22 protein-coding genes are annotated in these 22,604 nt (G+C 72.0%); 8 read left to right on the forward strand and 14 right to left on the reverse strand.

Annotation, left to right across the window (positions count from 1 at the left end; translation table 11 throughout):
* Positions 1–21: 21 nt before the first annotated feature.
* The gene (locus OG289_RS31675) at positions 22–1,128 is read right to left on the reverse strand and encodes a class I SAM-dependent methyltransferase (RefSeq protein WP_327317459.1); all 1,107 of its coding nucleotides are present in this window, start codon (positions 1,126–1,128) and stop codon (positions 22–24) included.
* Positions 1,129–1,574: 446 nt separating this feature from the next.
* Here OG289_RS31675 and OG289_RS31680 point away from each other — a divergent pair, with 446 nt between their 5' ends.
* On the forward strand, positions 1,575–2,351 hold the full coding sequence (locus tag OG289_RS31680) for a SigE family RNA polymerase sigma factor (RefSeq protein WP_327317460.1): 777 nt from the start codon (positions 1,575–1,577) through the stop codon (positions 2,349–2,351).
* Positions 2,352–2,598: 247 nt separating this feature from the next.
* Here the strand turns inward: OG289_RS31680 and OG289_RS31685 are convergent, their stop codons facing one another.
* The gene (locus OG289_RS31685; RefSeq protein WP_327317461.1) at positions 2,599–3,306 is read right to left on the reverse strand and encodes a uridine kinase family protein; all 708 of its coding nucleotides are present in this window, start codon (positions 3,304–3,306) and stop codon (positions 2,599–2,601) included.
* 59 nt (positions 3,307–3,365) lie between these two features.
* On the opposite strand from OG289_RS31685, the gene OG289_RS31690 reads away from it, so the two are divergent.
* Complete coding sequence (locus tag OG289_RS31690; protein WP_327317462.1) at positions 3,366–3,773, forward strand: hypothetical protein; 408 nt, start codon at positions 3,366–3,368, stop codon at positions 3,771–3,773.
* A 73-nt stretch (positions 3,774–3,846) separates the two neighbouring features.
* On the opposite strand, the gene OG289_RS31695 is transcribed toward OG289_RS31690, so the two are convergent.
* From OG289_RS31695 to deoC, 3 genes are read right to left on the reverse strand one after another with little or no spacing between them, the layout of a single operon-like run.
* A complete protein-coding gene (locus OG289_RS31695) occupies positions 3,847–4,731 on the reverse strand; it encodes an aldehyde dehydrogenase family protein (protein ID WP_327317463.1) in 885 nt (294 codons plus the stop codon).
* The gene (locus OG289_RS31700) at positions 4,724–6,160 is read right to left on the reverse strand and encodes an aldehyde dehydrogenase family protein (RefSeq protein WP_327317464.1); all 1,437 of its coding nucleotides are present in this window, start codon (positions 6,158–6,160) and stop codon (positions 4,724–4,726) included. Before OG289_RS31700 ends, OG289_RS31695 begins: the two co-directional genes overlap by 8 nt.
* A gap of 5 nt (positions 6,161–6,165) precedes the next feature.
* Complete coding sequence (deoC, locus tag OG289_RS31705) at positions 6,166–7,125, reverse strand: deoxyribose-phosphate aldolase (RefSeq protein ID WP_327320862.1); 960 nt, start codon at positions 7,123–7,125, stop codon at positions 6,166–6,168.
* 112 nt (positions 7,126–7,237) lie between these two features.
* Here deoC and OG289_RS31710 point away from each other — a divergent pair, with 112 nt between their 5' ends.
* Entirely contained in the window at positions 7,238–7,951 is a 714-nt protein-coding gene (locus tag OG289_RS31710; protein ID WP_327317465.1) for a PH domain-containing protein, read from the forward strand.
* Between the two features lie 191 nt (positions 7,952–8,142).
* Here the strand turns inward: OG289_RS31710 and OG289_RS31715 are convergent, their stop codons facing one another.
* From OG289_RS31715 to OG289_RS31725, 3 genes are all read right to left on the reverse strand, one after another.
* Positions 8,143–9,771, reverse strand: coding sequence for a phospho-sugar mutase (locus OG289_RS31715; protein WP_327317466.1), 1,629 nt, complete (start codon positions 9,769–9,771; stop codon positions 8,143–8,145).
* Positions 9,772–9,927: 156 nt separating this feature from the next.
* Positions 9,928–10,764, reverse strand: coding sequence for a purine-nucleoside phosphorylase (locus OG289_RS31720; RefSeq protein ID WP_327317467.1), 837 nt, complete (start codon positions 10,762–10,764; stop codon positions 9,928–9,930).
* A 139-nt stretch (positions 10,765–10,903) separates the two neighbouring features.
* Positions 10,904–11,350 carry a gamma-glutamylcyclotransferase gene (locus tag OG289_RS31725; RefSeq protein WP_327317468.1) on the reverse strand — a complete coding sequence of 149 codons (447 nt, stop codon included), beginning with the start codon at positions 11,348–11,350 and terminating at the stop codon, positions 10,904–10,906.
* Between the two features lie 96 nt (positions 11,351–11,446).
* Here OG289_RS31725 and OG289_RS31730 point away from each other — a divergent pair, with 96 nt between their 5' ends.
* Both OG289_RS31730 and OG289_RS31735 read left to right on the forward strand, forming a co-directional pair.
* Positions 11,447–12,895 carry an NAD(P)H-quinone dehydrogenase gene (locus tag OG289_RS31730; protein ID WP_327317469.1) on the forward strand — a complete coding sequence of 483 codons (1,449 nt, stop codon included), beginning with the start codon at positions 11,447–11,449 and terminating at the stop codon, positions 12,893–12,895.
* 131 nt (positions 12,896–13,026) lie between these two features.
* The gene (locus OG289_RS31735) at positions 13,027–13,986 is read left to right on the forward strand and encodes a DeoR/GlpR family DNA-binding transcription regulator (protein WP_327317471.1); all 960 of its coding nucleotides are present in this window, start codon (positions 13,027–13,029) and stop codon (positions 13,984–13,986) included.
* 181 nt (positions 13,987–14,167) lie between these two features.
* Here OG289_RS31735 and OG289_RS31740 read toward each other — a convergent pair whose 3' ends face one another.
* Complete coding sequence (locus OG289_RS31740) at positions 14,168–15,940, reverse strand: acetyl/propionyl/methylcrotonyl-CoA carboxylase subunit alpha (protein WP_327317473.1); 1,773 nt, start codon at positions 15,938–15,940, stop codon at positions 14,168–14,170.
* A gap of 424 nt (positions 15,941–16,364) precedes the next feature.
* Between OG289_RS31740 and OG289_RS31745 the strand changes: the two genes are divergently transcribed.
* Positions 16,365–16,859, forward strand: a complete 495-nt coding sequence (locus tag OG289_RS31745) for a hypothetical protein (protein WP_327317474.1) — start codon at positions 16,365–16,367, stop codon at positions 16,857–16,859.
* Here OG289_RS31745 and OG289_RS31750 read toward each other — a convergent pair.
* The 4 genes from OG289_RS31750 to OG289_RS31765 all read right to left on the reverse strand — a co-directional run bounded on the left by OG289_RS31750 (position 16,828) and on the right by OG289_RS31765 (position 19,586).
* Complete coding sequence (locus OG289_RS31750) at positions 16,828–17,433, reverse strand: Maf family protein (protein ID WP_327317475.1); 606 nt, start codon at positions 17,431–17,433, stop codon at positions 16,828–16,830. The genes OG289_RS31745 and OG289_RS31750 overlap by 32 nt on opposite strands.
* Positions 17,434–17,455: 22 nt before the next feature.
* On the reverse strand, positions 17,456–17,584 hold the full coding sequence (mmpB, locus tag OG289_RS31755) for a morphogenic membrane protein MmpB (RefSeq protein ID WP_327317476.1): 129 nt from the start codon (positions 17,582–17,584) through the stop codon (positions 17,456–17,458).
* Positions 17,585–17,745: 161 nt separating this feature from the next.
* Complete coding sequence (locus tag OG289_RS31760; RefSeq protein ID WP_327317477.1) at positions 17,746–17,955, reverse strand: acyl-CoA carboxylase epsilon subunit; 210 nt, start codon at positions 17,953–17,955, stop codon at positions 17,746–17,748.
* A gap of 8 nt (positions 17,956–17,963) precedes the next feature.
* Entirely contained in the window at positions 17,964–19,586 is a 1,623-nt protein-coding gene (locus OG289_RS31765) for an acyl-CoA carboxylase subunit beta (protein WP_327317478.1), read from the reverse strand.
* A 110-nt stretch (positions 19,587–19,696) separates the two neighbouring features.
* On the opposite strand from OG289_RS31765, the gene OG289_RS31770 reads away from it, so the two are divergent.
* Positions 19,697–20,563 (forward strand): biotin--[acetyl-CoA-carboxylase] ligase, encoded by an 867-nt coding sequence (locus OG289_RS31770; protein WP_327317479.1) that lies wholly within the window; start codon positions 19,697–19,699, stop codon positions 20,561–20,563.
* A 146-nt stretch (positions 20,564–20,709) separates the two neighbouring features.
* Entirely contained in the window at positions 20,710–21,861 is a 1,152-nt protein-coding gene (locus tag OG289_RS31775) for an adenylate/guanylate cyclase domain-containing protein (RefSeq protein WP_327317480.1), read from the forward strand.
* A 16-nt stretch (positions 21,862–21,877) separates the two neighbouring features.
* On the opposite strand, the gene OG289_RS31780 is transcribed toward OG289_RS31775, so the two are convergent.
* Positions 21,878–22,573, reverse strand: a complete 696-nt coding sequence (locus tag OG289_RS31780; protein ID WP_327317481.1) for a hypothetical protein — start codon at positions 22,571–22,573, stop codon at positions 21,878–21,880.
* Positions 22,574–22,604: the final 31 nt, after the last annotated feature.

A 22,604-nucleotide genomic window follows, 5' to 3' on the forward strand; every position in this document is an offset into this window, starting at 1 on the left:
ATGAGGGGGCTGTCGTTCGACCTATGGGTCGGGGCTGAGGCGCCAGAGGGACGTGGTTTCCGCGGCGCGGGCGGCGTGCAGGGGGTCGGAGACGTCCCGCGCACGCCTGTGCCCGGGTCGTACATCCATCCGATCCGCAACCCGCAGACCTGCGGTTTCGACGAGTCCGAGCAGCTCGTCGCGGGTCCGCAGACGGAGCTGTTCGGCCAGGTCGGACAGGACCAGCCAGCCCTCGCCGCCGGGCCGCAGATGCTCCACGAGACCCGCCAGGAAGCCGCGCAGCATCCCGCCGCCCTCGTCGTAGACCCCCAGTTCGAGAGCGGCGGTCGGCCGCCCGGGCAGCCACGGCGGATTGCAGACGACGAGATCGGCCCGGCCGGGCGGATACAGCCCCGGGGCCGTGGTGATCCGCCCGTCCAGGCCGAGCCGACGGGCGTTGTCCTCGGCGCAGACCAGGGCGCGGGGGTTGATGTCCGTTCCGACGATCCGTCCGACGCCTCGGCGGGCCAGTACCGCCGCGAGGACGCCGGTGCCGGTGCCCAGGTCGAACGCGGTGGCCGCGGCCGGGCTCCGCCGGACCGTCGCCGGCAGCGGGGCGCGCGCCACGAGGTCCACGTACTCGCTCCTCGTCGGCGCGAAGACGCCGTAGTGGGGGTGGACGCGTGCGCCCAGGGCCGGCACCTCGACGCCCTTCAGGCGCCACTGGTGGGCGCCGATCACGCCGAGCAGCTCCCGCAGCGGGACCAGGGCGGGGCCGGTGGGCGGCCCGTAGGCGGCGTGGCAGGCCTCGCGGACGTCCGGGGCCCGGCGCAGGGCCACCGTGTGGTCGTCGGCCAGCTCGATCAGCAGCCGGTTCAGGACACGGGCGCGGTGGGCGCGGGCCCGGCGCCGGAGGCGGAAGGCCTGCGCCGGGTCGGGCGAGGTGGGTCCGGCGCCGACACGGCGGTCCATCGCCCGCAGCAGCCGGCGGGCGCCCTGGAAGTCGCCCCGCCACAGCAGGGACGTCCCCGCGCGGGCCAGCCGGTGGGCGGTGGCGGCGCGCATACGGTCGTCGGCGGTGACGAAGGGGTGGCGGGCCTCGTGGGCCTCGTGGGCCTCGTGGGTCGGGGTGTGGTCGTGGGACTCCACGTGCGTACTCCTCGTGGTCGTGAATGCCAGGACACGAAGGGCACTTCGACGGAACCAGGAGCGGGGAGCCGACAGCCGCGACCGGCGCCCGGCCCGGTGCGGGCGGGGCGCGCGAGGTCGGGGAGAGGTGTGGCCGCTACCGCGTCCGCGTCGAGGCGCGGAGGCGGGAGTCGAACAGCACCATGCCGAGAGTCACCTTGGCAGGGTCCCACGGTGACCTGCGTGGACCCAAGTCAACTGCCGTACTGGGGACGGCTGTGAACGATCTGTGGTGTCGCCGTGGCAGACCCCTGTGACAGGTCTGTGACAGTCGGCGGACACGGCGATGAAGTGGCCCGGGCAATCTTTTCGACACGGACAAGGCGGCATCGAGCACAGGGGTGAAGCCGGACCGACGCAAGACGCAAGAGACCGAACACCGGTAAGTCCACGACGGGGGGCGCGAGATGAACACGCTGCACGGTAGGAGCACCGACGCAGTCGCAGTCGTCACTCGCCTGCACGACGTGAACCGGGGTTCCGAGAAGTCCGGCGCCGATGGGGGTCCCTCCCGCGCGAACGGTTTCGAGCGTGGGGGAGGGCGGGGGTGCGCTCGTGGCGCCGGGCGTCAGCACACCGCCTTCATGACGGTGGTCGACACGGGGGAACAGGCTCACGGGGGAGCCGCGTACAGGGAGGACACGGGGGAGCGTCGCTCGCTGACCGAGGCGGAGTTCACCGCCTACGTCCAGGAGCGCCGCGCCTCCCTGTACGCCACCGCCTACCACCTGACCGGCGACCGCTTCGAGGCCGAGGACCTGCTGCAGAGCGCGCTGTTCTCGACGTACCGGGCGTGGGACCGGATCAGTGACAAGGCCGCGGTCGGCGGATACCTGCGCCGGACGATGACCAACCTGCACATCAGCGCGTGGCGCCGCCGCAAGCTGAACGAGTACCCGACCGAGGAACTGCCGGAGACGCCCGGCGACACGGACGCGATGCGCGGCACCGAACTGCGCGCGGTCCTGTGGCAGGCGCTGGCCCGGCTGCCCGAACTCCAGCGGACGATGCTGGTCCTGCGCTACTACGAGGGCCGCACCGACCCGGAGATCGCGGAGATCCTCGACATCAGTGTCGGCACGGTGAAGTCCAGCATCTGGCGGTCGCTCCGCCGGCTGCGCGAGGACGAGGTCCTCAGCTTCGGCCGTGACGAGGAGGACGCCTTCGGGGAGCTGGTCGCCTGAAGGTGACGGGGGAAAGGCCCGGCTTCGCTCAGGGAAGCCGGTGATCGGGGGAGCGGTACCGGGGGGAACCGACGGGGGACGTTCGGGGGAGCGGTACCGCGCAAGCACGGGGGAAGCACCACCCGGGGGGAACACGGGGGAGCGCAAGGGAGCGGGACTGGAGGGCCGGGGGGTCCGTCCAGTCCCGCTTTTGCGTGCGCGCCGCACGGGCGCGGGCCGTGGGCGGCCGGCCCTGCCCTGCCGGTGCCTAGACGGCCGTACGCGCCGTCGACGCCTGGCGGCCCGCCGCCGCGGCTGCCAGACGGCCCATCGCCTCGTCGCGGTCGCACGGGTACGCGCCGAGCGCGGTCTGGCGGGCCACGATGGAGCTTTCGGCGCGCATCAGGCGCCAGCCGCGGCGCAGCAGGAAGGGCACCGACTTGCGGCCCTCCTTCAGATCCCGCAGGAAGCGGCGGCGGAAGGTCTTCACCGGGCCGCGGCTCAGGCACAGCGCGTCGGCCAGGACGCCCAGCTCCCGGCAGCGGTTCACGATCTCGGCGGCGAAGATGCCCTCCGCGATGAACAGCGGGGTCCGCCCGATCTCGATCGCGTCCTCGCCGCTGCGGGCGCTGAGCGAGATGTCGTACACGGGAACGTTCGTACGGCCCGTGCCGCACAGTTCCACGATCGAGGCGACGGCCGTGTCCGCGTCCCACGAGTCGGGGTGGTCCCAGTCGATGTCGGAACTCCCGGCGACCAGCGGCAGCGTCGGGTCGTCGCCCTCCTTGTAGAAGTCGTCGAGCCGCAGCACCGGGAGACCGGAGCGGGCGGCGAGCAGGGACTTGCCGGAGCCGGAAGGGCCGCAGAGCAGCACGACTCGCGTCGGTATGGGCGGATGGGAGGTCACGGGACACCAGTGTGAGGCATCCCCCGGGCGGTCAACGACCCCGCGGGTCGGCTTTGAAGCGCGCGTCACACCTCAACTACCCTTCGTGTCGACCTGATTACCTTGCGCATCAGAAGGCGGCATCGCAAATGGCCCGACACGACTCACCACAAACCTCCACCGGCCGGCGCGCCCTCGCCGCCCTCGCGACCGCCGGAGTGGCGCTGGGCGCGGGCGCGGGCACCGCCGCCGCGTCCACCGGTGACCCCGTCGGCGAGGTGATGCGCACGCGCCCCACCTCGGTCGGCAACCTCGACACGCAGGCAGGACTGCAGGGGGCGCTCGGCTCCCTGCCGTACGCCACCGGCACGGTCTCCGGCCTCAAGCCCAACCCGCTCGCGGGCACCGGCGCCGACCCCCTCGACAACGGCGTCGGCACCCAGCTCGCCGACTTCAAGCCGCTGACGTCCCAGATGCTGACCCGGCCGGTGGCCCAGGCGCAGTCGATCGGGTCGATCCCGGTGCTGGGGGACGCGACGAAGGTGCTGGGCGGCTGAGACCCGTCCACCCGTGCGGGAGAGCCGCGCCGCCCCCGGACGGAGGGGTGGCGCGGCTCGTTCGTGGAGCGGCTCAGTAGGCGGAGCCGGACGCGCCCAGGGAGCCCGTGGGGTGCCAGACCGTCTTCGTCTCCAGGAAGGCCGTCAGGCGGTCGGTCCCCGGAGTCTCCGCGTAATCCACAGGCTGTGGACGCAGGACGCGCTTGAGGTTGTCGGCCGCCGCGATCTCCAGCTCCTTCGCGAGGACGTCGTCCGCGCCCGCGAGGTCGATCGCGTTGACGTCCTGGTGCGCGGCCAGGGGTGCCGCGATCTCCGCCGTACGGCCGGAGAGGACGTTGACGACACCGCCGGGGACGTCGGAGGTGGCCAGCACCTCGGCGAGGGAGAGGGCCGGGAGGGGGGACTTCTCGCTCGCGATGACGACGGCCGTGTTGCCCGTCGCGATCACCGGGGCCAGGACGCTCACCAGGCCCAGGAACGACGACTCCTGGGGGGCCAGGACCGCGACCACGCCCGTCGGCTCGGGGGAGGAGAGGTTGAAGTACGGGCCCGCGACCGGGTTGCCGCCGCCCACGACCTGGGCGATCTTGTCGGTCCAGCCCGCGTACCAGACCCAGCGGTCGATCGTCGCGTCCACGACCACGGCCGCCTTGGACTTCGACAGGCCCTCGGCGTCCGCGACCTCGCGGATGAACTGGTCCCGGCGGCCCTCCAGCATCTCGGCGACGCGGTAGAGGACCTGGCCCCGGTTGTACGCCGTCGCGCCCGACCAGCCGCCGAACGCCTTGCGGGCGGCCACCACGGCGTCCCGGGCGTCCTTGCGGGACGACTGCGGGGCGTTCGCCAGCCACTTGCCCTTGGAGTCGGTCACCTCGTACACCCGGCCGCTCTCGGAACGCGGGAACTTCCCGCCGACGTACAGCTTGTAGGTCTTGAAGACGCTCAAACGGTCAGACATCGAGGTACGCCTCCAGGCCGTGGCGGCCGCCCTCGCGGCCGAAGCCCGACTCCTTGTAGCCGCCGAACGGCGAGGTCGGGTCGAACTTGTTGAACGTGTTGGACCAGACGACACCGGCCCGGAGCTTGTTCGCCACCGCGAGGATGCGGGAGCCCTTCTCGGTCCAGATGCCCGCCGACAGGCCGTACGGCGTGTTGTTCGCCTTGGCGACGGCCTCGTCCGGCGTACGGAAGGTGAGGACCGACAGGACCGGGCCGAAGATCTCGTCGCGGGCGACCGTGTGGGCCTGCGTGACGTTCGTGAAGAGCGTCGGGGCGAACCAGTAGCCGGCGGCCGGCAGTTCGCAGGCCGGGGACCAGCGCTCGGCACCCTCCGCCTCGCCGCGCTCGACCAGCGAGGTGATACGGGCGAGCTGCTCCTCGGAGTTGATCGCGCCGATGTCGGTGTTCTTGTCGAGCGGGTCGCCGAGGCGCAGGGTGGACAGGCGGCGCTTCAGCGACTCCAGGAGCTCGTCCTGGATCGACTCCTGGACGAGGAGCCGGCTGCCCGCGCAGCAGACCTGGCCCTGGTTGAAGAAGATGCCGCTGACGATGCCCTCGACGGCCTGGTCGATCGGCGCGTCGTCGAAGACGATGTTGGCGCCCTTGCCGCCCAGTTCCAGCGTGAGCTTCTTGCGGCTGCCCGCGACCGTGCGCGCGATCTCCTTGCCCACGGCCGTCGAGCCGGTGAAGGCGACCTTGTTCACGTCGGGGTGCGCGACCAGCGCGGCGCCTGTGTCGCCGTAGCCCGGGAGGATGTTGACGACGCCCTTGGGCAGGCCCGCCTGACGGCAGATGTCCGCGAAGAACAGCGCCGAGAGGGGGGTCGTCTCGGCGGGCTTGAGCACGACCGTGTTGCCCGTGGCGAGCGCGGGCGCGATCTTCCACGCCAGCATCAGCAGGGGGAAGTTCCAGGGGATGACCTGGCCCGCCACACCGAGGGGCTTCGGCGAGGAGCCGAACCCGGCGTGGTCGAGCTTGTCGGCCCAGCCCGCGTAGTAGAAGAAGTGTGCGGCGACCAGGGGGAGGTCGGCGTCGCGCGTCTCCCTGATGGGCTTGCCGTTGTCCAGGGTCTCCAGGACGGCGAGCTCACGGCTGCGCTCCTGGATGACGCGGGCGATGCGGAAGAGGTACTTCGCACGCTCGGAGCCGGGCAGCGCGGACCACTTCTCGAAGGCCCTGCGGGCGGCCTTCACCGCACGGTCGACGTCCTCCGCGCCGGCCTGGGCGATCTCCGACAGCACTTCCTCCGTGCTGGGACTGACCGTCTTGAAGACCTTGCCGTCGGCCGCCTCGACGAACTCGCCGTCGATGAAGAGGCCGTAGGAGGGGGCGATGTCGACGACCGAGCGGGACTCGGGCGCCGGGGCGTATTCGAATGCGGATGCCATGGTGATCAGTCCACCGTCACGTAGTCGGGGCCGGAGTAGCGGCCGGTGGCCAGCTTCTGACGCTGCATCAGCAGGTCGTTCAGGAGCGAGGAGGCGCCGAAGCGGAACCAGTGGTTGTCCAGCCAGTCCTCGCCGGCGGTCTCGTTGACCAGGACGAGGAACTTGATGGCGTCCTTGGTGGTGCGGATGCCCCCGGCGGGCTTCACACCGACCTGGACGCCGGTCTGCGCGCGGAAGTCGCGTACGGCTTCCAGCATGAGGAGGGTGTTGGCGGGGGTGGCGTTGACGGCGACCTTGCCGGTGGACGTCTTGATGAAGTCCGCCCCGGCCAGCATGCCGAGCCAGCTCGCCCGCCGGATGTTGTCGTACGTCGACAGCTCGCCCGTCTCGAAGATGACCTTCAGGCGGGCCGCGCCCGAGATCTCCTTCACGGCGACGATCTCGTCGTACACCTTCATGTACCTGCCCGAGAGGAACGCCCCGCGGTCGATGACCATGTCGATCTCGTCGGCGCCGGCGGCGACCGCGTCACGGACGTCCGCCAGCTTCACCGGGAGGGCGGCACGGCCGGCCGGGAAGGCGGTGGCGACCGAGGCGACCTTCACGCCGGAGCCCGCGACGGCCTCCTTGGCGACGGCCACCATGTCGGGGTAGACGCAGACCGCGGCCGTGCTGGGGGCCGTCCGGTCGGTCGGGTCGGGGCGGACCGCCTTCGCGCCGAGCGCCCGGACCTTGCCCGGGGTGTCCGCGCCTTCCAGCGTCGTCAGGTCGACCATCGAGATGGCGAGGTCGATGGCGTACGCCTTCGCGGTCGTCTTGATGGAACGGGTGCCGAGCGCCGCGGCGCGCGCCTCCAGGCCGACCGCGTCGACGCCGGGCAGCCCGTGGAGGAAGCGGCGCAGCGAGCTGTCGGACGCGGTCACGTCCGTAAGGGCATCGGCTGCGGTGGTTGCATTGGTGGGCATGGTCACCAGACGAGCATATCTACGCGCGTAGCGGATGTACATCCCCTGATGCTCGTCGGCGGTGGGGGGATCGCGGATGAGCGGGGGCGGGACGTCGGGCACAATCGGGGCCATGACGAGCCCGGAAGACCAGTCACCAGCGCCGCGGCCCTCGGGGCCCTCGGGTCCCACGGGCCCTGAGACCAAGGACCGCGTCTACCGGTCGCCCGCGGGCATCGCCGGTGGCGTGGTGCTGCTGGGCCTGGCCGGCTGGCTCGGTATCGACGCGATCGTCGCGGGCGAGGGACGGACGCCGTGGCTGGCGCTCGCGACACTGATCCTGGTGGTGCCGCTGACCGTCGCCTTCACGCTGCGGCCCGCCGTGTACGCGGGCCAGGACCGGCTGCGGGTACGCAATCCGTTCCGGGTGATCGTGCTGCCCTGGGGGCAGGTCGCCTCGCTGCGGTCCGGTTACTCCAACGAGGTCGTCGCCGCGTCGGGGAAGAAGTTCCAGCTGTGGTCCGTCCCCGTCTCGCTGCGGGCGCGGAAACGGGCGACCCGGCGGGAGTCCCGGGCGGCGGCGCAGCGGGACGGCCGGGTTGGCGGCCAGGGCGGCCGGGGCATCGGCGGACTCGGGGGCGGAGCGCTTCGCGGAGGCGGTGCGGTGCCGGACGGGCCCGTGCGGGCCGAGACCGACCGGGTCATGGATGAGCTGCGGGAGCTGTGGGAGGCGGGGGAGAAGGAGGAGAGCGCCCAGGGCGAGGTGACCGTGCGGTGGGCCTGGGAGATCCTGGGTCCGGCGGTGGCGGGCGCCTTGGTGCTGGGGATTCTGCTGGCTGTGGGGTGAGGCGGGGTGGGGTGGGGCCGCTTTCGCCCTGAACGGCTGGGGAGGTGCGGGGGAAGCGATGAGTTCGCGGTCTCGTGGGGTCGTCATCGGCGCCGTTGGTGGGGGTGTGGCGGTGGTGCTGTTCCTGCCCTGACCGGCGGTGGGTCAGGGCAGGTCGGCTCGTACGGTCGCGGTCGGTCGGGCTCGTACGGTCAGATGCCGGCCGCCGCCGACAGGTCCCGCTTGATCGCCGCGAGGAGGTCGGCCGCCCGCGCCCGGGCAGCCGGGAGGCCGCAGTGGTCGGCGACCGGGACGACGACCTCCAGGTAGCACTTCAGCTTCGGCTCGGTGCCGCTGGGGCGGACGACGACCCGGGCGCCGTCGAGCGTGTAGCGCAGGCCGTCGGTGGGCGGCAGCTTGTCCGTGCCCCGGCTGAGATCCTCGGCGCGGGTGACGGCGAGGCCCGCGAGCGAGGTCGGGGGCCGCTCCCGGAGCCGGCGCATGGCATCGGCGATGACGGACAGGTCCTGCACCCGGACCGACAGCTGGTCGGTGGCGTGCAGGCCGTGCTCCACGGCGAGGTCGTCGAGCAGGTCGAGAAGGGTACGGCCCTCCTCCTTGAGCTCCGAGGCCAGTTCCGTGACGAGCAGGGCGGCGGTGATGCCGTCCTTGTCGCGTACGCCCTCGGGGTCCACGCAGTAGCCGAGGGCCTCCTCGTAGCCGTAGCGCAGGCCGTCGACGCGGGCGATCCACTTGAAGCCGGTGAGGGTCTCCTCGTAGGGCAGGCCCGCCTTCTCGGCGATCCGGCCGAGCAGGGAGGAGGAGACGATCGACTCGGCGAACGTGCCGTGCGCGCCGCGCCGGACGAGGTGCGCGGCGAGCAGCGAGCCGACCTCGTCGCCCCGCAGCATGCGCCAGTCGCCCCCGTCGGGGACGGCCACGGCGCAGCGGTCGGCGTCCGGGTCGTTGGCGATGACCAGGTCGGGGCCGCTCGCGCGGGCCGCCGCGAACGCCAGGTCCATCGCGCCGGGCTCTTCCGGGTTGGGGAAGGCGACGGTCGGGAACTCCGGGTCGGGCTCGGCCTGTTCGGCGACGAGCACCGGCTCCGGGAAGCCCGCGCGGGCGAAGGCGGCGAGCAGGACGTCCTTGCCGACGCCGTGCATCGCCGTGTACACCGTGCGGGCCGTGCGGGGGGAGTCCGGGGCGAGGACGGCGTCCGTGCGGGCCAGGTAGGCGTCGAGGACGGCGTCGTCGAGGACCTGCCAGCCGGCCTCCGGACGGGGAACGTCCTTCAGGGAGGCGATCGCGTCGATCTCCGCCGCGATCCCGGCGTCGGCGGGCGGCACGATCTGCGAACCGTCGCCCAGATACACCTTGTAGCCGTTGTCGCGGGGCGGGTTGTGACTGGCGGTGACCTCCACCCCGGCGACCGCGCCGAGGTGCCTTATGGCGTACGCCAGGACGGGCGTGGGGAGCGGGCGGGGCAGCACGGCCGCCCGGAACCCCGCGCCCGTCATCACCGCGGCGGTGTCCCGGGCGAAGTCCTCCGACTTGTGGCGGGCGTCGTAGCCGATGACGACGACTCCGTCGCTCCGGCCGGTCTTCGCGAGGTACGCGGCGAGGCCGGCGGCGGCCCGGATGACGACGGAACGGTTCATGCGCATGGGCCCGGCGCCGAGCTCACCGCGCAGGCCGGCGGTGCCGAACTGGAGGGTGCCGTCGAAACGTTCGGCGAGCTCGGTGACGTCCCCGGCCTCGATGAGCGCGGCGAGCTCGTCGCGGGTCTCCGGGTCGGGGTCCTCGGCGAGCCAGGCGGTGGCGCGGGCGATGACGTCGTGCACGGTGGGGTCAACCTCTCGTCGTCTCGTGGTCCGGGTCCGAGGGCTGCGCCCCCGGACCCCCGTCGGCCCTGAAGGGGCCGCGTCCTCGATCTCCCCCGGAGGGGGGGACCCCCAGCGGGCTGAGTTGCACGGACCGGCGCCCCGAAGGGACCGCTGCTACAGGCGGCCGAGGACCTGGGCCAGCAGGGAGCCCATCCGGGTGGCGCTGTCCCGCCCGGCCTGGAGGACCTCCTCGTGGTTCAGCGGCTCGCCCGTCATCCCGGCGGCGAGGTTGGTGACGAGGGAGATGCCCAGCACCTCCGCGCCCGCCTCACGCGCCGCGATGGCCTCCAGCACCGTGGACATGCCCACCAGGTCCGCTCCGATGACCCGCGCCATCCGGATCTCGGCCGGCGTCTCGTAGTGCGGGCCGGGGAACTGGGCGTAGACGCCCTCCTCCAGCGTGTCGTCGATCTCCTTGCACAGGGCGCGCAGTCGCGGGGAGTACAGGTCCGTCAGGTCGACGAAGTTCGCGCCGACGATGGGGGACGTCGCCGTGAGGTTGATGTGGTCGCTGATCAGCACCGGCTGCCCGGGGCGCATGCCCTCGCGCAGACCGCCGCAGCCGTTGGTCAGCACGATCGTCTTGCAGCCGGCCGCCACCGCCGTGCGGACACCGTGCGCGACGGCGGCGACGCCCCGGCCTTCGTAGTAGTGGGTGCGGCCCAGGAAGACCAGCGCCCGCTTCTCGCCGATCTTGTACGAGCGGATCTTGCCGCCGTGGCCCTCCACCGCGGGCGGCGGGAAACCGGGCAGCTCGGTGACCTGGAACTCGGCGTCGGGAGCGCCGAGGGCGTCCACGGCCGGTGCCCAGCCGGAGCCCATCACGAGGGCGACGTCGTGGGTCTCGGCGCCGGTCAGTTCGCGCAGGCGCGCGGCCGCGGTGTCGGCGGCGGCCCTGGGATCTGCTGGGGTGGCGCCCTGGATGTCGTCCGGGAGAAGAGATGCGTTCACGCGACTGAGGGTAGCCCGTTCCGGCCTACGCGCGTAGATGACAGAGCCCACGGGATGGCGATCGTTGTCTTGTCGTTTCCAACGACGGGCGATGCGAGGGGCCGGCCCGGCAGCGACCCGGCAGGAGCTCCGAAGGAGCTCAGCAGGGCCGCTTCCGCAACTCCATCACGTAGTCGTGGGGCGCGCCCGCCGACTCCGCCGCGTCGGCGATCTCGCCCAGGTAGCGTGCCGACGGCAGTCCGCCCTCGTAGCCGTTCAGGACGTACATCCAGACGGACTCCACGCCCTCCAGCGTGTGCACCCGCACCCGGGCGCGCCGGTAGATGCCGAGGCCCACGCCCTCCCAGCGGTCCAGGGACTCCTCGTCCATGGGGGCGACGTCGTACAGCGCGACGAAGACCCGCGCGCCGGGGTCCGCGGCGTCCTCGACGACCGTCGCCAGCGCGCCCTCCCAGCCCAACTGCTCGCCGCCGAACGTCAGCCGCCATCCGCTCAGCCATCCGGTGGCGCGCATCGGCGAGTGGGGAGCGCGGCGGGTCATCAGCCGCGCGTCGAGGTTGCCGGCGTACGCGGCGTAGAGCGACATGCAAGGAGGGTACGGCAGTGGGCGCACGCGTCACTCTCATCACAATGGAGACCCTCGTGGCCCCCGGGGCAGTACCACCGCCGCCTGTGCGGGACAATGGAGTACGTGACTCGGATCGTGATCATCGGTGGCGGACCCGGCGGCTATGAAGCGGCCCTGGTGGCCGCGCAGCTCGGCGCGGAGGTGACCGTCGTCGACTGCGACGGTCTGGGCGGAGCGTCGGTGCTGACCGACTGCGTGCCGTCGAAGACCCTGATCGCCACGGCCGAGGTGATGACCACCTTCGACTCCTCGTACGAGGAGCTGGGGATCATCGTCGCCGACGACACCCCGCCGCTGGAGCAGGCGGCCCGCGTCGTCGGGGTGGACCTCGGCAAGGTCAACCGACGGGTGAAGCGGCTCGCGCTCGCCCAGTCGCACGACATCACCGCCTCCGTCACCCGCGCGGGCGCCCGGGTGCTGCGCGGCCGTGGCCGCCTGGAGGGCATGCAGGCCCTGGACGGCTCCCGCAAGGTCGTGGTCACCGCCGCCGACGGCACCGAGGAGACCCTCACCGCCGACGCCGTCCTGCTCGCCACCGGCGCCCACCCGCGCGAGCTGCCGGACGCCCAGCCCGACGGCGAGCGCATCCTGAACTGGACCCAGGTCTACGACCTCGCCGAGCTTCCCGAGGAGCTCATCGTGGTCGGCTCGGGTGTCACCGGCGCCGAGTTCGCCGGCGCCTACCAGGCCCTCGGCTCCAAGGTCACCCTCGTGTCCTCCCGCGACCGCGTGCTGCCCGGCGAGGACCCGGACGCCGCCGGTGTCCTCGAGGACGTCTTCCGCCGCCGTGGCATGAACGTCATGGCCCGCTCCCGCGCCGAGTCCGCCAAGCGGGCCGGCGACCGGGTCGAGGTCACGCTCTCCGACGGCCGGGTCATCACCGGCTCGCACTGCCTGATGGCGGTCGGCGCGATTCCCAACAGCGAGGGGCTGGGCCTGGAGGAGGCGGGCGTCAAGGTCCGCGAGTCCGGCCACATCTGGACCGACAAGGTCAGCCGGACCACCGCCCCGGGCGTGTACGCCGCCGGTGACGTGACGGGGATCTTCGCCCTGGCCTCCGTCGCCGCCATGCAGGGCCGTATCGCCATGTACCACTTCCTCGGCGACGCGGTGGCCCCCCTCAACCTGAAGACCGTCTCCTCGAACGTCTTCACCGACCCCGAGATCGCCACCGTCGGCTACAGCCAGGCCGACGTCGACGGCGGCAAGATCGACGCCCGGGTCGTCAAGCTGCCGCTGCTGCGCAACCCGCGTGCCAAGATGCAGGGCATCCGCGACGGCTTCGTCAAGATCTTCTGCCGGCCCGGCACGGGGATCGTCGTCGGCGGTGTGGTCGTGGCGCCGCGCGCCTCGGAACTGATCCACCCCATCTCGATCGCCGTCGACAACAATCTGACGGTCGAACAGATCGCGAACGCGTTCACCGTGTACCCGTCGCTTTCGGGGTCGATCGCGGAGGTCGCACGACAGCTGCACACCCGGAAAACGGCAGGCGAGGCCTGATACCGGACGTGCGGGCGGCATAGACGCCGGAACTGGGTCCTATACCACCTCCCGTCCCTCTGTGCGAACAACTTCTACTATTCGGCGCAAAGAGCTGAAAGCAGACGGTCGTCCGCGTTACTGTCAGTTTCGTGTTCGCTGCAGAACGTCGTCAATTGATCCTCGAAATGGTGCGAGCGAACGGGGCCGTGTCGCTCCGTGAACTCGCCCGCGTCGTCCAGACCTCCGAAGTGACCGTACGGCGGGACGTGCGCGCACTGGAGGCAGAAGGACTCCTCGACCGCCGGCACGGCGGTGCGGTATTGCCGGGCGGTTTCACGCGGGAGTCCGGCTTTCCGCAGAAATCCCATCTCGCGACCGCCGAAAAGACCGCCATCGCGGACCTCGCCGCCAACTTCGTCGAAGAGGGCGAGGCCATCGTGGTCGGGGCGGGCACCACCACCCAGGAGCTGGCCCGCCGGCTCGCCCGCGTCCCCGGTCTGACGGTCGTCACCAACTCCCTCCTCGTGGCCCAGGCGTTGGCCCATGCCAACCGGGTCGAGGTCGTGATGACCGGCGGGACCCTGCGCGGCTCCAACTACGCCCTCGTGGGGAGCGGCGCCGAGCAGTCCCTCCAAGGACTCAGGGTGTCGCGGGCCTTCATCTCCGGGAGCGGACTGACCGCGGAGCGCGGGCTGTCCACGTCCAACATGCTGTCGGCGTCCGTGGACCGCGCGCTGGTGCAGGCGGCCACCGAGGTCGTCGTCCTCGCCGACCACACCAAGCTCGGCACCGACACCATGTTCCAGACCGTGCCCACGGACCTCATCACCCGCCTGGTCACCGACGAGCCGCCCGCGCACGACGACCGTGCCGCCACCGAACTGCAGGCCCTGGCGGACCAGGGGGTGCAGATCGCCGTGGCCGGAGCGGCGGGAAGCCAGGGGGGTGATACGGGCCCGGCGCGCCACCAGCAGCGTCGGGACCTACCGCTCCCGGCTCCGCGCCGGGGCCAGGTCCCGGGCGCCGCGGCAGGCCTGCGCACGGCGGTAGTGGGTGAACAGTCCCCCGGCGCCGAGCGCGCCAGGGTCGCGGACCTGCGCCGCCGGTGAGTGAGGCCTGCGGCGGTTGGGCGGGCGGTCGGCGTGCCGACGCCTGGGCGCTGCCGCCCCCAGACCCCCGCCTGCGGCCCTGAACGGGCCTGTCCTCAAGCTCCCCCGCTCTCGGCTTCGCTCGAGCGGGGGGACCCCAGACGGGCTGGATGATGCCGGCCCGGCGCTTGAGGACGAGGCGTCAGTCCTTGATCTCGCAGATCGCCGCGCCGGACGTGACGGACGCGCCGACCTCGGCCGCGAGGCCCTTGATGGTGCCGGAGCGGTGCGCGTTCAGCGGCTGCTCCATCTTCATCGCTTCGAGGACGACGATCAGGTCGCCCTCCTTGACCTCCTGGCCCTCCTCGACGGCCACCTTGACGATGGTGCCCTGCATCGGGGAGGCGAGGGTGTCGCCGGAGGCCGTGGGGCCGGACTTCTTGGCCGCGCGCCGCTTGGGCTTGGCGCCCGCCGCGAGACCCGTACGGGCCAGGGACATGCCGAGCGAGGACGGGAGGGAGACCTCCAGGCGCTTGCCGCCGACCTCGACGACGATCGTCTCGCGGTCCGTCTCGTCCTCGGCCTCGGTGTCGGCCGGGGTGACGAAGGCGGGGATCTCGTTGACGAACTCGGTCTCGATCCAGCGGGTGTGGACCGTGAACGGGTCCTGGCTGCCGGTGAGTTCGGGGGCGAAGGCGGGGTCGGTGACGACCGCGCGGTGGAAGGGGATGGCGGTGGCCATACCCTCGACCTGGAACTCCGCCAGCGCGCGGGCCGCCCGCTGGAGCGCCTGCTCACGGGTGGCGCCGGTGACGATCAGCTTGGCCAGCAGCGAGTCCCACGCGGGGCCGATGACCGAGCCGGACTCCACGCCCGCGTCCAGACGCACGCCCGGGCCGGACGGCGGGGCGAACGTGGTGACCGTGCCGGGGGCCGGGAGGAAGTTGCGGCCCGGGTCCTCGCCGTTGATACGGAACTCGAAGGAGTGACCGCGCAGCTCCGGGTCGCCGTAGCCGAGCTCCTCGCCGTCGGCGATCCGGAACATCTCACGCACCAGGTCGATGCCGGCGACCTCCTCGGTGACCGGGTGCTCCACCTGGAGGCGGGTGTTGACCTCCAAGAAGGAGATCGTGCCGTCGGCTCCGACCAGGAACTCGACGGTCCCGGCGCCGACGTAGCCGGCCTCCTTCAGGATCGCCTTCGAGGACGAGTACAGCTCGGCGACCTGCTCCTCGGACAGGAACGGCGCCGGGGCCTCCTCGACCAGCTTCTGGTGGCGGCGCTGGAGCGAGCAGTCACGGGTCGAGACGACGACCACGTTGCCGTGGCTGTCGGCCAGGCACTGCGTCTCCACGTGCCGCGGCTTGTCCAGGTACCGCTCGACGAAGCACTCGCCGCGACCGAAAGCGGCGACCGCCTCACGCACGGCCGAGTCGTACAACTCGGGGACCTCTTCGAGGGTGCGGGCGACCTTCAGACCACGGCCGCCGCCGCCGAAGGCGGCCTTGATCGCGATCGGCAGCCCGTGCTCCTCGGCGAAGGCGACGACCTCGTCGGCGCCGGACACCGGGTCGGGTGTACCGGCGACCAGGGGCGCGCCGGCCCGCTGGGCGATGTGCCGGGCGGCGACCTTGTCACCGAGGTCGCGGATGGCCTGCGGGGGCGGACCGATCCAGATCAGACCGGCGTCCAGGACGGCCTGGGCGAACTCGGCGTTCTCCGACAGGAAGCCGTAGCCGGGGTGGATCGCGTCGGCGCCGGACTCCTTCGCCGCGTTCAGCACCTTCTCGATGTCGAGGTAGCTGGTCCCAGGAGTGTCACCGCCCAGGGCGAACGCCTCATCCGCAGCGCGGACATGCAGAGCGTCCCGGTCCGGGTCGGCGTACACGGCCACGCTCGCGATGCCGGCATCCCGGCATGCCCGGGCCACGCGGACTGCGATTTCGCCACGGTTGGCGATGAGCACCTTGCGCACGATTGAGGCTCCCTCCTTGAAACAAGCCGAGTTTAGGGACTGCCGACACGGCTCATCGACCCGTCCCCAACGGTGAGCTTGCCCACACGGAGCGTGATGCGAGGCTCACTCGACCGCGAAATCCCTTGTAGTACCGCCGTACGCAGCACTCCTCCGGGAAACCCTAGCCCTCCGATGTGGTCAAGGTCTCTGTGAGAGCGTGCTGCGCCCCACTCCGTTTCTTTGTGGAGTCCCTACGAATGGCCCAACGATTCTTTGCCGCCCGCAGAACCCTTGTCCCGCGGTTTACCCGTTAGTAGCGTGCACGATGCTGAAGAAGGTCTGTGGCCCGCGGCCCCTGAGGGGCGGTGGTCGGGCGACGGGCGGGCGTACTTGAGGTAACAGCACCCTTTCTCGGGTCGGGGTCGAAAGTGGGTGGGGACCGGTGGTACGCAGACCGGTGGCATGGATCGTGGCGGTCGTGCTCTTCGCGGAGGCGCTCGGCGTCGCCGCGCTGAACTGGTTCATGGGCATCGTGGTGGACCGGCAGGACATGTCCCTGGCCGGCCTGGACCCGGACGTCATGTCGACGTCCTCGAAGGTCGGCGGGATCGTCTTCGGCCTCTACTTCGCCGTGTGCGGCGTGGTCGCCCTGCTGGTGGCCGTGCGCGACCGCGCGCCCGCCGGCCTCGGCCGCGTCCTGCTGATCAGCGTCGCCGTCGTGCACGGCCTGCTGGGCGCCTTCGCGTGGGGCCTGCTGGGCGTGCCGCAGTTCCTGTTCATGGTGGTCGTGCTCGCCCTGATCGTGCTGCTCCTGATGACGTACGACGCCCAGGAGTGGCCCGTCGCCCAGGAACCCGAGGACGGCAAGGGCGACGGTGGCGGCTCGCCTGCCACGCCCCCGGCGGTCACGCCTCCGGCGGCGCCCACAACTCCGTGATGCCGACGCCCAGTTGCGCCAGCAGTCGGCGCACGAGGGGCAGGCTGATGCCGATGACGTTGCCGTGGTCGCCGTCGATGCCCTCGATGAACGGGGCCGAACGGCCGTCGAGGGTGAACGCCCCGGCGACGTAGAGGGGTTCGCCCGAGGCGACGTACGCCGCGATCTCCTCGTCCGTCGGCTCGCCGAAGCGCACAACGGTGGAGGCGATGGCGGAGGTGTAGCGCCCGCTGAGGGTGTCGTAGACGCAGTGGCCGGTCTGGAGCGTCCCGGCCCGTCCGCGCATCGCCTTCCAGCGCGCGGTGGCCTCCTCGGCGTCCGCGGGCTTGCCCAGTGCCTGGCCGTCCAGGTCCAGCACCGAGTCGCAGCCGATCACCAGGGCGCCCTTGACCTCGGGCTTCGCGGCCACGACGGAGGCCTTCGCCTCGGCGAGGGCGAGCGCCAGCTCGGCGGGGGTGGGGGCGGTGACGGCGTCCTCGTCGACCCCGCTCACGATGACCTCGGGGGCGAGGCCGGCCTGGCGCAGCAGGTTCAGCCGGGCGGGGGACTGGGAGGCGAGGACGAGTCGGCGCATGTGATCAGCCTAGCGGCGGGCTCTACCTGACACCCAGCACGATCATCGCTATCACCATGGCCAGGGCGAGGAAGAGGCCGAGTCTCCGCAGGGTGTCCTGCATGTCGCGGAGTTCCTCGGGGGGCTCGTTCTCGGGGTCGGACCACAGCATGCCACCAGCGTGCGGCTCGGCCGGGGGCGGGCGCCTGAGTACCCGTACTCAAGTTGGCGGCCCGCAGTCGGTCGTTCGTCGGCTGCGGGCCCGCGGGGGTCTGTCGTGCCCACGCGGCGGAGCCGCATGCCGACAGCCCCGCGCCCCTGACGTGGCCGCCCCTAGCCCGGCCAGTAGGTGCGGGTCCAGGAAGCCTGGCCGGGGTGCGGGACGCGCCGTGTCGCGATGCGCGACGGGTCGGACCACGCGTCCCTGGGTCCCGGTGCGCCGGGCGGCTCCGCTGCTGCCGCCGCGGCGCGGGCTCGGACCACCGCCAGGGCGGCGGCGAGCTCCTCGGGGGTCGGGTTGCCCCGTACGACCTTGATCGTCATGGCGGCTCCTAGAGGGGGATGTTGCCGTGCTTCTTCGGGGGCAGGGATTCCCGCTTGGTGCGCAGTTGACGCAGGCCGCGCACGATGTGGCGGCGGGTGTCGGACGGCATGATCACCGAGTCGATGTAACCGCGCTCGGCCGCGACATAGGGGTTGAGGAGGGCGTCCTCGTACTCCTGGATCAGCCGGGCGCGCACCGCCTCTGAGCTTTCGGCGTCCGCCCCGTTCGCCTCCGCCTCCGCGATCGTGCGCCGGTGCAGGATGTTGACCGCGCCCTGGGCGCCCATGACGGCGATCTGGGCGGTCGGCCAGGCGAGGTTGATGTCGGCGCCCAGGTGCTTGGAGCCCATGACGTCGTAGGCGCCGCCGAAGGCCTTGCGGGTGATCACCGTGATGAGGGGGACCGTGGCCTCCGCGTAGGCGTAGATCAGCTTGGCGCCGCGGCGGATGATGCCGTCGTGCTCCTGGTCGACGCCGGGGAGGAAGCCGGGCACGTCCACGAAGGTGAGGACGGGGATGTTGAAGGCGTCGCAGGTGCGCACGAAGCGGGCCGCCTTCTCGGAGGCCGTGATGTCGAGGCAGCCCGCGAACTGCATGGGCTGGTTGGCGACGATGCCGACCGGGTGGCCCTCGACCCGGCCGTAGCCGGTGAGGATGTTCGGCGCGAACAGCGCCTGCGTCTCGAAGAACTCGGCGTCGTCCAGGACGTGCTCGATCACCGTGTGCATGTCGTACGGCTGGTTCGCGCTGTCCGGGACGATGCCGTCCAGCTCCAGGTCCTCGTCGGTGACGGACAGGTCCGCCTCCTCCGGGAACACCGGAGGCTCGGAGAGGTTGTTGGACGGCAGGTACGACAGCAGCTGTTTGACGTACTCGACGGCGTCCTTCTCGTCGCCCGCCATGTGGTGGGCCACGCCCGAGACGGAGTTGTGGGTGCGCGCGCCGCCCAGCTCCTCGAAGCCGACGTCCTCGCCGGTCACCGTCTTGATGACGTCCGGGCCGGTGATGAACATGTGCGAGGTCTGGTCGACCATGACGGTGAAGTCGGTGATCGCGGGGGAGTACACCGCGCCGCCCGCGCAGGGGCCCACGACCAGGCTGATCTGCGGGATCACACCGGACGCGTGCGTGTTGCGGCGGAAGATCTCGCCGTACGCGCCCAGCGAGGCCACGCCCTCCTGGATGCGGGCGCCGCCGGAGTCGTTGATGCCGATGACCGGACAGCCGGTCTTCAGCGCGAAGTCCATGATCTTGACGATCTTCTGGCCGTAGACCTCGCCCAGCGCGCCGCCGAAGACCGTGAAGTCCTGGGAGAAGACCGCGACCGGACGGCCGTCGACGGTGCCGTAGCCGGTGACGACGCCGTCTCCGTACGGGCGGTTGTTCTCCAGGCCGAAGTTGGTGGAGCGGTGCCGGGCGAACTCGTCCAACTCGACGAAGGAACCCTCGTCGAGGAGCAGCTCGATCCGCTCACGGGCCGTCAACTTGCCCTTGGCGTGCTGTTTCTCGACGGCGCGTTCCGAACCGGCGTGCGTCGCTTCCTGGATGCGGCGCTGGAGATCCGCGAGCTTGCCCGCGGTCGTGTGGATGTCGATCCCTGGGATCTCTGGGCGCTCTTCCGGCTCGGACATCGGGATGTGGCTCCCTGCCTGCTCAAAAGGGGGGACGGTTACTCATCCGTAGCGTAGTGGTGGGCCTACCGATCGGCAGTGCGGCGTTTAACACACCTAGGGTGGCTTGCATGACACCGCAAGATGCAGCAGACCCGGGCAGCAGCCGATGGTCCGATCTGGACCGTCCGCCCCTCAACGTCCTGGCGCTGCGCCGCGCGCTGCTCCGGCCGGACGGGCTGTGGACGGGGGTGGAGGTGGTGCAGAGCACCGGGTCCACCAACTCCGACCTGGTGACGGCGGCGAGCGCGGGCCAGGCGGGCCAGGGCGCGGTGCTCGTCGCCGAGGAGCAGACGGCGGGCCGGGGACGCCTGGACCGCCGGTGGTCGGCGCCCCCGCGGTCCGGCCTGTTCTTCTCCGTGCTGCTCACGCCGACCGAGGTGCCGGTGTCCCGCTGGGGCTGGCTGCCGCTGCTCACCGGGGTCGCCGTCGCGACGGGACTGTCCCGGGTGGCGGGCGTCGACACGGCACTCAAGTGGCCCAACGACCTCCTGGTGACCATCGGGGGAGAGGAACGCAAGACCGGCGGCATCCTCGCGGAGCGGGCGGGCGAGGACTCGGTGGTCGTCGGCGTCGGCATCAACGTCACCCTGCGCGCGGACGAACTCCCCGTCCCCCAGGCGGGCTCGCTGGCCCTCGCCGGCGCGCTGAACACCGACCGGGACCCGCTGCTGCGGGGCGTCCTGCGGTCGCTGGAGGAGTGGTACGGGCGCTGGCTGGCGGCCGGCGGCGACCCCGCGGCGAGCGGCCTCCAGGAGACGTACGCGGCCGGGTGCGCGACCCTGGGACGAACGGTACGGGCCGAGTTGCCGGGGGACCGGTCGATCGTCGGCGAGGCGGTCGCGGTCGACGGCGACGGCCGGCTCGTGATCGCCACGGAGGAAGGGGTACAGGAGCCGGTGGGGGCGGGCGACATCGTCCACTTGCGACCGGCGTGAGGTCCCTGTTCCCCGGCAACTACCGCCTCACGGCAATGCCGGGCAACATACCCCCTGCCGAACCGAACGGAGTGAGCTGGCGCACACCTGCCGTAGAGTTGAGGCCGGTCGATACCTGACCGCGGAAGATCGGAAGGGCAGCAGGCGTGACCGTCGACGACACGGGCTCCGGCGCCGGCGCGGACGGCCGGGTAAACCTGCCGGCCGCCGAACCCGGCGAGCCGGGCGACCCCGGTGAGGACCCGCATCCTCTCGCTCTGCGCCTCGAACAGCTCATCCTCGGCGCCGAGCGGCGCTACACCCCCTTTCAGGCCGCCCGCAGCGCGGGTGTGTCCATGGAGCTGGCGTCGCGCTTCTGGCGGGCCATGGGCTTCGCCGACATCGGGCAGGCCAGGGCGCTCACCGAGGCCGACGTCCTCGCACTGCGCCGCCTGGCGGGTCTCGTCGAGGCGGGTCTGCTGAGCGAGGCGATGGCCGTGCAGGTGGCGCGGTCCACCGGGCAGACCACCGCCCGTCTGGCGGAATGGCAGATCGACTCCTTCCTGGAGGGCCTGACCGAGCCGCCCGAGCCGGGCATGACCCGCACCGAGGTCACCTATCCCATCGTCGAGCTGCTGCTGCCGGAGCTGGAGGAGTTCCTCGTCTACGTCTGGCGCCGCCAGCTCGCCGCCTCGGCCGGCCGGGTCGTGCAGGCCGCGGACGACGAGGAGATGGTCGACCGGCGGCTCGCCGTCGCCTTCGCCGATCTCGTCGGCTTCACCCGCCTCACCCGCCGGATGGAGGAGGAGGAGCTCGGCGAGCTGGTGGAGGCCTTCGAGACCACCGCCGCCGACCTGGTGGCCGCCCGTGGCGGACGGCTGATCAAGACCCTGGGCGACGAGGTGCTGTACGCGGCGGACGACGCGGGCATCGCCGCCGACATCGCGCTGCTGCTCGTCGAGACGATGAGCAACGACGAGACGATGCCCGAGCTGCGCGTCGGCATGGCTTTCGGCACGGTCACCACCCGAATGGGCGATGTCTTCGGGACCACGGTCAACCTGGCCTCGCGACTGACGTCGATAGCGCCACGGGACGCCGTCCTCGTCGACAGCGCGTTCGCCGAGGAGCTGATCCGTACCGGCGATGCCCCGGCCTCGGAGGCGGAGGCCGCGGAGGAGGCGGCCGCCGCCGAGAAGGAGGGCGAGGACCCGCCGACGTACCGTTTCGCGCTACAGCCCATGTGGCAGCGGCCGGTGCGCGGTCTCGGCGTGGTGGAGCCCTGGCTGCTCACACGGCGCAACAGCGCGCAGACCTGAAGCCGGTGAAGGAGCGCTAGAACTTCGGTACGGGTGCGCCCAGGGGGTCCACGCAGAGGCCGACGACGGGGACGCAGACGCCCGGCTGACGCGGACCGGCCGTCTTCTCCGGCTCGGGCGCGGATGCCGCCGTCCTCGCAGCGCGCGGCGGCGTCGGTGTCGCCGTGGGCTGCGGGGCGGTGCTCCTCGCTGACGCGGGCGCCGGGGCTTGGGGCGCGGCCGGGGTGTAGGTGGCGCCCGGGGTGAGGGCCACGGACGTGGGCGAGCCCGGGGTGCCGGGGACGAGACCGACCTCGGGAGCCGGGCTCGTACTCGCTCCGCCCATGGCGCTGGGCGCGGTCGGCGTGGCGGCGACGGTGGCGCCCGCGTCGGCCGTGCGGCCGGTGTCCGCGCCGGTGCCAGTACCCGCGCCCGTGCCTGTTTCTGTGCCCGTGTCTGTGGCCGAGACCGGGTCGGGCTGGGATTCGGCCTCCGCGGCGCCCGGACCGGCGACGCCGCCCGAGCCGGGGGTCAGCCGGAGGAGGCTCAGCACACCGGCGGCCAGCGCGAGGCCGCCCGCGGTGAACAACACCTTGCGGGGGCGGGGCCGGCGATGCCGGCCGCGGGCGCGCGGAGCCCAGAGAGGGCCGGCCTGCTCCGGTTCCGCCCCGCCCCAGGCTGCCGTCGCGTCCCGACGTGCCCTCTCGTCCAGCCCGGTCCGCGTGCTCGTCATCGCGCGTTCCCTCCCCGATGCGGTCGCGCCC

Source organism: Streptomyces sp. NBC_01235, from assembly GCF_035989285.1.
GTDB lineage: Bacteria > Actinomycetota > Actinomycetes > Streptomycetales > Streptomycetaceae > Streptomyces.